The 11,396-nt window shown below is 69.5% G+C and carries 5 protein-coding genes and 6 pseudogenes; 5 read left to right on the top strand and 6 right to left on the bottom strand.

Annotated features, from left to right (window positions below; genetic code table 11):
* The first annotated feature begins 146 nt into the window (after positions 1 to 146).
* Positions 147 to 1,004, top strand: a complete 858-nt coding sequence (locus tag IMZ35_RS24715; RefSeq protein WP_199443577.1) for an IS5 family transposase — start codon at positions 147 to 149, stop codon at positions 1,002 to 1,004.
* Between the two features lie 22 nt (positions 1,005 to 1,026).
* Here IMZ35_RS24715 and IMZ35_RS31000 read toward each other — a convergent pair.
* The 3 genes and pseudogenes from IMZ35_RS31000 to IMZ35_RS32145 all read right to left on the bottom strand — a co-directional run.
* Positions 1,027 to 1,596: pseudogene (locus IMZ35_RS31000) on the bottom strand (IS5 family transposase); the annotation flags it as partial.
* Positions 1,597 to 1,641: 45 nt separating this feature from the next.
* A complete protein-coding gene (locus tag IMZ35_RS24705) occupies positions 1,642 to 2,472 on the bottom strand; it encodes a hypothetical protein (RefSeq protein WP_199443575.1) in 831 nt (276 codons plus the stop codon).
* A gap of 840 nt (positions 2,473 to 3,312) precedes the next feature.
* The gene (locus IMZ35_RS32145) at positions 3,313 to 3,513 is read right to left on the bottom strand and encodes an XF1762 family protein (RefSeq protein WP_368857024.1); all 201 of its coding nucleotides are present in this window, start codon (positions 3,511 to 3,513) and stop codon (positions 3,313 to 3,315) included.
* 1,320 nt (positions 3,514 to 4,833) lie between these two features.
* Here IMZ35_RS32145 and IMZ35_RS24700 point away from each other — a divergent pair.
* From IMZ35_RS24700 to IMZ35_RS32300, 4 genes and pseudogenes are all read left to right on the top strand, one after another.
* Entirely contained in the window at positions 4,834 to 7,512 is a 2,679-nt protein-coding gene (locus IMZ35_RS24700; RefSeq protein ID WP_199443574.1) for a tetratricopeptide repeat protein, read from the top strand.
* Positions 7,513 to 7,976: 464 nt separating this feature from the next.
* Positions 7,977 to 8,528: pseudogene (locus tag IMZ35_RS24695) on the top strand (transposase); the annotation flags it as partial.
* 426 nt (positions 8,529 to 8,954) lie between these two features.
* Positions 8,955 to 9,192: pseudogene (locus tag IMZ35_RS32305) on the top strand (helix-turn-helix domain-containing protein); the annotation flags it as partial.
* Positions 9,166 to 9,312: pseudogene (locus tag IMZ35_RS32300) on the top strand (IS5/IS1182 family transposase); the annotation flags it as partial. The pseudogenes IMZ35_RS32305 and IMZ35_RS32300, both read left to right, overlap by 27 nt.
* Before the next feature lie 88 nt (positions 9,313 to 9,400).
* Here the strand turns inward: IMZ35_RS32300 and IMZ35_RS24685 are convergent.
* The 3 genes and pseudogenes from IMZ35_RS24685 to IMZ35_RS24675 form a co-directional block, all read right to left on the bottom strand.
* Positions 9,401 to 10,217, bottom strand: a pseudogene (locus IMZ35_RS24685) (IS5 family transposase).
* Positions 10,210 to 10,536, bottom strand: a complete 327-nt coding sequence (locus tag IMZ35_RS24680; RefSeq protein WP_199443573.1) for a hypothetical protein — start codon at positions 10,534 to 10,536, stop codon at positions 10,210 to 10,212. The pseudogene IMZ35_RS24685 and the gene IMZ35_RS24680 overlap by 8 nt, the downstream one beginning before the upstream one ends.
* A gap of 68 nt (positions 10,537 to 10,604) precedes the next feature.
* A pseudogene (locus IMZ35_RS24675) lies at positions 10,605 to 11,375 on the bottom strand (NADPH-dependent F420 reductase); the annotation flags it as partial.
* Positions 11,376 to 11,396: the final 21 nt, after the last annotated feature.

Below are 11,396 nucleotides of genomic sequence, written 5' to 3'. Positions count from 1 at the left end.
CCACCTCGGACTGATGCAACTGGCCTGCGTACTGATCTGCTACCGCAAGCTAGCAACCTCATTATGAAACGAGCTGTAAGAGAGGTATCCGATCTTGGTTTGGGGTGATCTGTCCGGTTTGCCGACCGCTCTAAAGTTGATCAACTGTGAGCTCTCGGCGTGCGTACCCCAGTGACCTGTCCGATGCCCGGTGGGCGTTGATCGAACCGATGCTGACGACCTGGCGGGCCGCCCGGCGCGGGCCGGGAACCGCGGCACGGGTGCACGACTTACGGGAAATCGTCAACGCGATCCTCTACGTGTACCGGACGGGGATCGCATGGGCCTACCTGCCGCACGACTTCCCGCCCTACAAGACTGTCTACGACTACTACGCCAAGTGGGAGGCCGACGGTACCGCCGAGGCGTTGCACGATCTGCTGCGAGACCGGGGTCGTGTCGCAAGTGGACGAATGGTCACGCCGACGGCGGCGATCCTCGACTCGCAGAGTGTGAAAACCTCGTGCAATGTCAACGAATCCAGCCAGGGCATCGACGCGGGCAAGAAGATCAAGGGACGCAAACGGCACATCGCCATCGACGTACTCGGACTGCTGCTCGCGGTGATCGTGACCGGGCCCTCCGTCCAGGACTCGCCCGCTGGTCGGCAACTCCTGGACCACCTGGCTGTGGCGCACCCGACCGTGTCCACGGCCTGGGTGGACGGCGGTTACAAGGACGAGGTACTACGTCACGGCGCCACACCCGGGATCCGCGTGGAGGTCGTCAAACGTATTGCGGCTACGGGGTTTCACGTGTTGCCCAGGCGTTGGGTGGTCGAACGCACCCTGGGGTGGCTGATGCAGCACCGCCGCCTCGCTCGCGACTACGAGACCCTGCCGCAACGTTCACGCACCATGGTCCACTGGGCGATGACTAACATAATGAGCCGCGTTCTGACCGGAGAATCCACCCAAACCTGGCGAAACGATCTACGTAAAACGGATATGCACACCCAAAAGTAGATCAGATGCCCTCTAACTGGTCCTAACAAAATCGTCGGACGTGTCGGTAGCAGATGATGCAGGTGGCGAGGTCGAGGAGTGCTTCGTGCATGTCGTCGCGTCGTTCCCAGCGGATGCGTAGGCGTTTCATGCCGTGGTGCCAGGCGATCGTGCGCTCCACGACCCAGCGGACGGTGCCCAGGCCGGAGCCGTGGGGTTCGCCGCGACGGGCGATCCGAGGGGTAATTCCCCTGGCGCGCAGGCGTCGGCGGTACTTGTCGTGGTCGTAGCCGCGGTCGGCGTAGACCGTCTTCGGGCGTCGGCGGGGTCGATCCCGCCTGCCGCGCACGTTCGGCACCGCGTCCAGCAGGGATTCCAGGCCGATGACGTCGCCTGCGGTTGCCGCCGGTCAGCAGCACCGCGAGCGGGATGCCGCCGCCCTCGGTCAGGACGTGGTGCTCGGAGCCCGGTCGGGCGCGGTCGACCGGGCTCGGCCCGCTTGTGGGCCGCGTCGCGCGGCCCGCACGTGCGAAGTGTCGACCACCGCGCGGACCCAGTCCAGCCTCCCCGCCGAGTGCAACTCCGCGAGCAGCAGCTCGTGCAACCGGGACCACCATGTCGATGCCGGAAAACGCGTGTCCGTCACGGGTTGAAAATATCATTTCTCGGCGATTCTGCGATGCGTAGAGGTGGTACGACTGGCCGGGATGTAGAATCTGCTGGCCGAGTACGACACCAAGACGGCAAACATGCCGACCGTGACAATTGCGACTGCCGGCAGCAGATCAGGAATGGGCGTGGAGGTGTCGGTGAAGCTTATGAGCGCAGTCGCAACCAGGAGTGAGGCCGATGAGAGGCATGCGGCAGCAATAGAGATAAAGCGCGTGACACGGAGGTGGTGCTGAGGCTTGCCGTAGAGCCTGACGGCGAAGATCCCCCCTGTCGCCCATGTAACCAGAAGGATCGACATGGATATCCAGTCGAGGCCGACGAAACCTGCGTCAACACCATATTTTTGAATGGCATGGTCGCGCACTCCGCTCCACATCAAGAGAACGATGAGCGGCGACACGGCTAGCACGATCACCGTTCTGACCAGGTTGGCCATCGCATGACTGGTCGCCCTGTTCCTTGGTACATCGCTGGCCAGGCCGCGAACAAGGACGAGAATCGAGTACAGCAACATCAAACCGGCAACGCTGAATCCCAGACCGGACGTCGTCTGCAGTGCGGCCACTCGCGCAGTTCCAGCGGTCTCACCCGCGACGATAGCGTAGTTCAAGCTCGACACGGCAAGCGCCAGGAAAGCAGCCAGCAAAGGAGCGCCACTTTCCAACGTTCTCCCTGCGTGATTGGTCGTCAATTGAGCAGCGATCAGTGCGATCAGACCTGCGAAACCAAACCCTGCAAGCACACCCGCAAGTTGCGAATAGAGCGCAGCTACCGCAGGCAGGTTAGGCGGTGCTTGCGCGGACAACACGACGATCAACTACGGCCACCCCCTTCGCAAGTACTGACGCTATCGCGATCCTCCGATGAGCGCTACGGCTCCGACCAGCCAGATCCACGTCATTTGTCATATGCGATCGGTACATCCACGGACAGCAGTCTGCCGCAATGCGCAGGTTGGCTTCGACGAACAGTCCCTGGTGATCGCAGGCCAGGACGAAGTCCGGACGTGGCTCAGCGGACAGGTTGAGGGAAGGGAACGTCGGGCACCACCACGCACGAAGGAAGCATCAGGACCCGGCGACGGCGAACACCCCGCCCGGTCGCCCAGCAGGAACGCGCACTGCGCCTTCCGAGGCGCGAGGACGGGGAGCGCCTGGCCGGGTCGGCGCTGCGACGACGCGCAACGGCACGACCGGCGCGCGATCGGAGCACGGCCGGTCACCTGACGATGGGCCTGACCTCACCGCACCGGTGTCGGCGGTGGTGCAGCTGGTGTCGAGCCGCAGATCGCCTTGGCCGCCGATGCGGATGACGCCGCACCGCCGGGACCAGGGCGGTCATCGCTTGCCTCCCTCGTCCTCACCGAAGAGCGTCGCGGGCGGTAGCAGCTGCGGCACAGGTACTCGGTCCGCCCGCCGGTCGGGGTGGGTGATGCGCCCCCAGACGGGACGCGGAGGATGCGCACGGGCTTGCCGTGGGCCTCGGCGAAGGCGATCTCGCTGCGGGTGGAGTCGCCGATGTAGTCGGTCTCCTCGGACACCACGGCGATCTCGTCGGCGAGGCGGATCGGGCCTGTCCGCCGGGGCAGCGTCCGTCCACACTCGACACACGCCAGCGCCGCTTGGTGGCAGGTGCCGTCGATTTCGTGACGCTCGGGTCACGGCCTGCCGGTCAGCCACAGCCCTCGTGCGACACCGGTCGTGTAGCGGCGGTCGTCCCGGCGCCGACTGGGCGTGTCCCAGCCTGCACGTGCCGGTCTGACGTGGACCAGTCGCCACCCGGCCGCCCGTAGGCTGGCACCGGACTCCCCGGCCGACGTGTAGGTGATCATGTGGTCCAGGCCGAGCACCCGACGCAACCGCTGCGATGTCCACAGAGGGCGGAGTTGACGTTGGGGTGCTGCCGGTGCAGGTCCGGTGCACTTCCCAGGTCACGTGGTCCTGGTAGCCGCGGGCCGCGGGTTGCCGATGATCGCGACCCCCACGACGGTGCTGGCGATGCGCGCCGCGCGGGAGAGGCGGTGTCCGGGCAGCGGACCGTGGCGCACGAGCGCATTCGCGACGGCGAGGTCTGTGATGCGGAGCGGCACCCCGGGCGTGAGCGGCCTGGCACGCGTCTCCCGACCACCTGCGAGGAACCGGCGACAGCGCCGACGACCAACGCAGGAAACCCGGCTCCTCATCCGGGCCGGCAGCGCGGCGACGGCGTTCGTGCCGGATCCACGCAGCGCCCTCTTTCCCGCCTGCGCCGCGCCACCGGCCCTGGCGGCGGGCGGCTGTCTCGCGGGCGAGCCGCCACCGTCGCGCAGGGGCGTGTGTGCCGGCCGCCATCACGTGCAGGTCGACATCGGGGGTCGCGGTCGCCCGCTGGTCGCGGTCGGGGATCGGTGTGGACCCGGTTGACACCTGAGGGCTCTCCCGCACCCGCCGCTCGCGCACTCCGGAGCCGGAGCCGGAGTTGCGCCGCGCGCTGCACGGGGCACGGTTCACGACGCCACCGGCGACGAGATCGGCCCGGTATGCGTGCACAACCGACCAACGGCCCGACCGCTCCCCGGTGCTGAACCCCGCCGCCGCACCGATGTACTCCCGCGCCGAAGCCGCCATCCCCGCTACTGGATCCTCGACCTGTCCGCTCCGCTGTCGCTGGTCGACTGCCACCACGCCGGGGAGTTCTGCTACCAGGACGCCGCAGCGGTCTCCGGCACCTGTAGCTCGACCGTGACCGCACGCGACGGACAGACCTTCCCCGTGGACCTCGCTCTGGACCGCCTGCTCTGACGGTCACGACGCGGCTGCTGCTTCACCTCGTGCGTCCGGCTCCTGCGCCGACCGGCGGCGCTGGGCGTGCGGCCGGCCGCTGCACCGGCCCGGCCCCCCTGAGCACCGCTGTCGGTCGACGACCTCGTCGTGTGCGGGGGTGCACGACCGGTCAGGACGCAGCGTGGGCCGATCGTTGCGCACCGGCGTGCTGTGACAGGCCTGGCACCAGCCGGGCCGCGCCGCGGTGGCCGCGTACCTCGCGGTGGGCGAGGCGGCCACGCTCCGGAGGTGGGCACAGCAGGCCGGGTCTGCGCACTTGTGCGGTGTGCTGGCAGGTCGCGGGTTTGCATGGTGTGGGTTTGCACGGTGGGCGTGCTGGTGGATCGGTGGGGTCAAGCGGGAGCGGGACGGTGTGCGTGGCGGACGCGGGTGCCGGGAACGAGCCGGGAGAGGGTGGGGACGCGGCCAGGGTCGAGCAGCACGTGGCTGCCTCCAGCGCTGGGACGGTGGTGCAGGCCGGTCGTGATGCGATGGTCGCCCTCCAGCAGCTGGCACCGCGGGTGCTGTGGCCGGTGCGGATAGGAGTTCCACCTGTGCTGGCGGGGCACTACCAGGACCGGCAAGCCCACGTGCTGCTGAGGTCAGCGCTGACCGCCGATCACGCGGCGGCGCTGACAGGCCCCCCGCCAGGGTCGGGTGTGGTGGTGTCGGGGTTGGGCGGGGTGGGCAAGTCCCAACTGGCCGCACGGCACGCCCGACGGGTGTGGTCGGACCCAGGTCTGGACGTGGCCGTGTGGATCTCGGCGGTCTCGCGGGCGGCGGTGGTCACCGCCTACGCCGAGGCGGCTCGGCGGATTCTCCTCGAGGACGACCGGTGCGTCGCCGAGCGGCCTGCGGAGCAGGCCGCTCAGGCGTTTCGGGAGTGGCTGGCCGCTACGTCGCGGCGGTGGCTGGTGGTGCTCGACGACCTCGGTGATCCCGCCGACGTGCGAGGGCTGGAACTGTCCGGGGGGCCGGGCGGGCAGGTGATCGTCACCAGCCGGCTGCGCGGTGCGGCGCTGGCGCGCGGCGGGTACCGGGTGATCGAGCTGGAGGTGTTCACCGAGGACGAAGCGCTGGCCTACTTCACCGCGACGCTCGAGCAGCACGGCAAGGGCGGCGATCTCGAGCAGCTGCGGAGCCTGGCGCGAGAGCTGGGGCGGCTGCCGCTGGCGCTGGGTCAGGCCGCGGCGTTCATCGCCGATCAGCCCGTGCTGACCGTCGCCGGCTACCGCCGGATGCTGGCCGATGAGCACCGCGCCCTGGCCGAGCTGTCCCCACCGCAGAGCAGGCTGCCCGAACACCAGCTCGCGGTGGCGGCGACGTGGTCGTTGTCCATCGAACGCGCCGACCGGCCCGACGATCCGGCACGGCCAGCGGGCGCGGGCCTGGCCCGGCCGCTGCTGCAGATCGCGAGCCTGCTCGACCCCGACGGCGCCCCGCTCGGGTTGTTCACCAGCACACCGGTCCTGGAGCACCTCGCGGCCCGCGCGGATCGCGAGGTCAGCGTCGAGGACGTCCACGACGGGCTGACCCGGCTGCACCGGTTCACCCTGATCACCCTCGTGCCCGCCCGCAGCGCGCGGGAGGTGGCCGTGCACGCACTGCTGCAACGCGCTGTCCGCGACACCATTCCCGCCGACCGGCTGCACGAGCTCGCCCGTGTCACCGCCGAGGCCCTGCGCGCCCTGTGGCCCAGCACCGACACCGACGATCCCGACCTGGTCGGGGCGCTGCGTCGCAGCAGCGACACCCTGCTCGCCCAGGCCGGCACCGCCCTGTGGACTCCCGCGCCCGATCCGCTGCTCGATCGTGTGGGCGCTTCGCTGGCCGGCGCCGGCCAGGTCGACGCCGCGCTGGCCCACTGGCGCACCCTGCACCACCAGGCCCACGCCCTGCTGGGCCCCGATCACCCCGACACCCTGACCACGCGGCACAACCTCGCCCACTGGCGCGGTGAGGCCGGTGACCCGCCACGGGCGGTGGCGGAGCTCACTGCTGTGCTTGCCGACCGGCTGCGGCTTCTGGGTCCCGAACACCCCCACACCCTGACCGCGCGCAACAACCTCGCCCACTGGCGGGGCGAGGTCCGTGGCGGAGCGGACACGGTGACACAGTTGCAGGCCCTGCTGCCCGACCAGGTGCGGATACTGGGCGCCGATCACCCCGAAACGCTGTCCACCCGCCACAACCTGGCCACGTGGCTGGGGCGTCACAGCAGTGCGGCACGCGCGGCGCAGGAGCTTCAGGCTCTGCTGCCCGACTGCCTGCGGGTGCTCGGGCCCGATCACCCCTACACCCTCACCACCCGGCACAACCTCACCCACTGGCAGAGCCTGGCCCTGGGCCACAACATCATCTTCTGGCCGGGCGAGCTCCGCGACTCGGCGCGTGTGGCCGAGGAGTTCGAAGCCCTGCTGCGCGATTCCCTGCACGTTCTGGGCCCCGACCACCCCGACACCCTGAGCACCCGCGCCAACCTCGCCCGGTGGCGCGGTGAGGTCGGCGATCCGGCAGGCGCCGCAGCCCAGTACGAGGCCGTGCTGACCTCCACGCTCCGCATCCGGGGAGCTGCCCACCCCGACACCGCCCACGCCCGCGCTCTCCTCGACCACTGGCGAGCTCGGGCGCACTCCGCAGCGCGAACAGCCGACTCGCACGACCCGCCCGAAGCCGGGTTCTCACCGGCCTGGAGCGACGAGCAGTCCTCCACCCTGATCATCCGCCACAAGCTCGCCTACCTGCAGGCGATGATCGGCAACTGGGCAGGCGCGGCCGCCGCGTTCGAGATCGTGCTGACCGCGACGCAGCAGATGCTGGGCCACGACCACCGCTGCACCCTCGCCGCCCGCAACAACCTCGCCCACTGCAGGGGCAAGACCGGCGACACCGCAGGCGCGACGGCCGAGCTGCAGGCCCTGCTCGTCGACCAGCTGCGCATCCTGGGCCCGCAGCACCCCGACACCCTGACCACCCGCCACAACCACACCCACTGGACAGCAGCGGCACGACAGCACGGCACCGTGAACTCGGCACCGACCACCGACCCGACATGACCCCCGCCGTGACCAGCCCAACCAGACGTGCGCCCGCGGACACAGCGGCCGCTGCCGCACACGCCCGCTCGCCGGCCAGTTCCCGCTCCAGCAGCGGCAGCCAGTCGCCCAACAGTCCCCGCCCTGCGTCACCGCCGCTGACACCACCACACGAGCGCCGTCACCCTCGGCTCGCGCAGCATCAGTCCGACCCGCCCCCTGTGGCCGACGACGAGGTCGCTGATGCCAGACGGTGCGATCGGGATCTGCCACCCCCCGACGTCCCGGCGGGGCGATAGATCTGTTCCGTCCTACAGGCGCGTTCTCGCCACGGCCTGCGCTCAGCGGGTGATCGCCCCCTTCCAGATCGACTCGGCGCACGTCACCCGCAGGAGCGAGCACGAACTGGCCGACGTCTGATCGAGCTTCACCGCTGAGAAGCGCACGTCGACCCCCGCGGCGTGCTGCCGCACGCGACGGTTCACCACGACGACGAGGGCACCCCGCGTGAGGGGGCGTGGGTCGCCGAGGCCACCGGCGTGCTGGACCTGTCCGGATGGCCGAAGGGCATGCGGATCATCGTCCGCAAGGAGCGCCCGCATCCCGGCGCGCAGCTGCGGTTCACCGACGCCGACGGCCTGCGGCTGACCGCGTTCGCCACCAACACCGGTCGCGGACAGTTGGCGGACCTGGAGTTGCGGCACCGCCGTCGGGCACGCGCGGAGGACCGCATCCGCGCCGCGAAGGCCACCGGGCTGACCAACCTGCCGCTGCACGGCTTCGCCCACAACCGGGTCTGGGTCGCGATCGTCGCTTTGGCGCTGGAACTCACCGCCTGCACCCAGATGCTCGCCCCGACCGACCATCCGGCCCGACGCTGGGAACCCAAACGCCTGCGGCTACGCCTGTTCTCCGTCGCCGGACGCCTCACCCACCACGCCCGACAAGTCCACCTTCGACTCGCCGCCCACGCACCCTGGGCCGATCTGATCCTGACCGGCCACCGACGCCTACACGTCCTACCCCGAGTGACCTGACCAGGTCCAACCCGCCCCTACCAGGAGCAAGCACCACCACCGGGCAGTGGAACCCTGCGGCAACCCAGCCGACAACGGGCCACCTCGACCACCCCGAACAGCGGAAGGAGGACACGCAACAGCTACCGGCCACGGCCGCGACCCAGGACACCAACCACGTGAAAGATCCGGGCTGGCGGTGCGGCTGATACCGCAGGCGGAAGTCGGTGATGTCGACCCGGTCTCCGCCGTGGTAGCGCTGGCTTCCCTGACCGTGGCGCTGGTGTCGGCCAGGCAGGCGGTGCTCGCGCTGCGCTCCGCACACCCGGTCACCGTCGAGGTCGCGGCACGGTTGGCCATCGAGATGCGGCACCGGGAGAGCCAGGCCCACGCACGACTGCTGGGCGGGCGCAGCCGCACGATCGACGTGGACTTCGACTTCCGCCCGGCCCCCGCCCACGACGCCGGATCGGCAGCAGGTGGCGGCGCCTCGACCCCGGACGCCAAGCCCTGCTGGTCCTGGCCCACCTGCGCTGCGGCGACACCCACACCCGCTTCGCCGCCGGGTTCGGCATCGCCCCTGGCCACCGTCTGCCGCCACATCCACGAAGCCGTCCGGGTCTTCGCCGACCTCGCTCCGGATCTCGCCGTCGCGGCGCGGGTCGCCGCCCGCATCCGCGCCCTCGGCGAACGAGCCGTCTCCACCCTCAAGACCTGGCGACTACTGCGCAGACTCCGCTGCTCCACCACCCGCATTACCGACCTGACCCGAGCCGTTCTCACGCTCCACCTCAACGCCGAATGAGGTTGAAAGGGCTCACTGGAGACCTTATCGACCTCAAGAGAAAAACCGGCTATGACCCGGCCTCCTACGAGGACAATAAGACCATGTCCTACATGGTGGTTTTGAGGAGGCGTTTCCAGCAGAGCATGGCCGCGGCCAAGTCGAGGAAGGCCAGGTAGTTGCGCAGAAGCCTTTCATAGCAAGGTGAAAGGCGCCGGTAGCCGGTCAGCCAGGACATGGTGCGCTCGATCGCCCAGCGGTGGCAGCCCAGCCTTTGGGAGGACTCGACTCCCTTGCGGGCGATGCGCACCCCGATCCGCTTGCCTCGCACCCATCGCCGCAGGCCGGAGTGGTCGTAGGCCTTGTCCGCGTGCAGCTTGCGCGGCTTGGCGTGCCGGCCCCGATCAGGATCGTGGCGCGAGAGCAGGCCGGTGAGCACCGGCTTCAGGCCATCGGCGTCGACTGTGTTGCCACGTGAGACACCGACCACGAGAGGCATTCCCGACCGGTCGGACAGAACATGCATCTTGGTACCCGCTTTGCCCCGGTCCACGGGGCTCGGACCTGTGTGTTCGCCCCTTTTTTTGCCCTCACGTGGGCGGTGTCCAGCAGGACTCGGGACAGGTCGATCAGGCCCGCCCGCTCATTCTGTCCAGCACCTCCCGGTGCAGGCGGGCCCACACGCCGGCCTTCGCCCAGATCATGAATCTGCGGTGCACCGTCGACTTCGAGGCCCCGAAGCACGGCGGCAACGCCCGCCACGCACACCCCGACACCAGCACGTACACGATCGCGGCGAACACCGCCTCATCATCGAGCTTCCGCACCCCACCGCCCTGCGGACGCACCCTCGCCGCAGGCAGCAACGGCCGCGCCAACTCCCACAAGCCCTCCGGAACGATCCACGACCACCGGCCCTCAACCATGACCAACACAACGACCGACCACCATGTAGGACACGGTCTTACTGATTCTGCGGAGCTTGTCCCGGGTCGCGTGCTGGGCGACGATTTGCTCGGCGGGGTTGGGGCACTTCCTGAGCGAGCTGGCCGCAGGCGGCGCGTCGGCCTCGTTCAGCCCGTACGGCTCCTCTTTGCCTTGTTCGGCACACCATCTTCGGTAGACCGTGGGAAAGGCGCGCAAGCAGTCTCCGACGAAGAAGGTCCGCAGCGAGGCGCCTCCCTCCGCAGACCAGCCCTCGCCGACCAGGGCGTATCGGTGGAACACCCGCAGTGCGGTAGCCACGCTCTCCGCCGCCAGCTCGAACCGGAGCAACTTCGAGGTGGCCGGCCGTGCGCAGGCCGGAGCGTGGGTCAGTTGTAGATGAGGCGGTTGACCCGGACCAGGAAGTCCTTGCCGAGGTCGCTGGTGGGGTCGCCCATCAGTTCGGCGATGACGTGCATCGCCAGGTCCCGGCGTTTCGGGGAGCGTTCGGCGATGGCCTTGCCGAGCGCGGCGGGCATCTGTTCGGCGGTGAGGTCGGTGCAGTAGACGGGGCTGCCTGGCTGCTGGCGCCACGAGTCGGTGATGGTGCCGGCGTCGAAGCCCTCGAAGCCCGTCTGCTCGACCAGCGACATGCCCAGGGCCCGGTCGTCGTCATCGTCCGCGGCGACGGGGATCGCGATCCGGCCGGGGGTGCCGCTCGGGTTCGCGTAGGCAACGAAGGACTGTGCCGTGATGGCGTTCCACGCCTTGACGACGGGCCGGCCGAGGTGCTCCTCGACCCAGCGGCTTTCCACCTGCCCGCGATCGAGGGCCGCGATGTGCCCGTCGCGGGCCGGGTAGTAGTTCGAGGTGTCGATGACGACGGCGTCAGCGGGCAGGTCGGTCAGCAGCGGCTTGAGGTCGGGCACCCGGATGAGGGGGACCGAGGTGATGAGGACGTCCACGTCCGCGGCGACGTCGGCCGCCGGCACCGCCTGGGCGCCGGCGGCGAGGACGTCGGCGGGGATCGTCTCGGGCCCGCGCGAGTTCGCGATCTTGACGTGGTGGCCGTGGGCGCTCAGCCGCTGGGCCAGCACGCTGCCGATGCTGCCGGCTCCCATGATGCCGATCTTCATGAAGTTCTCCTCCTGAGTGATGTTCTGCGTGTCGTTCGTGTGCGC

This window comes from Umezawaea beigongshangensis (genome assembly GCF_016464305.1).
Taxonomy (GTDB): Bacteria; Actinomycetota; Actinomycetes; order Mycobacteriales; family Pseudonocardiaceae; genus Umezawaea_A; species Umezawaea_A beigongshangensis.
The sequence above is the reverse complement of the archived record's forward strand: the minus strand, read 5'-3'. Positions and strand labels throughout refer to the sequence as shown.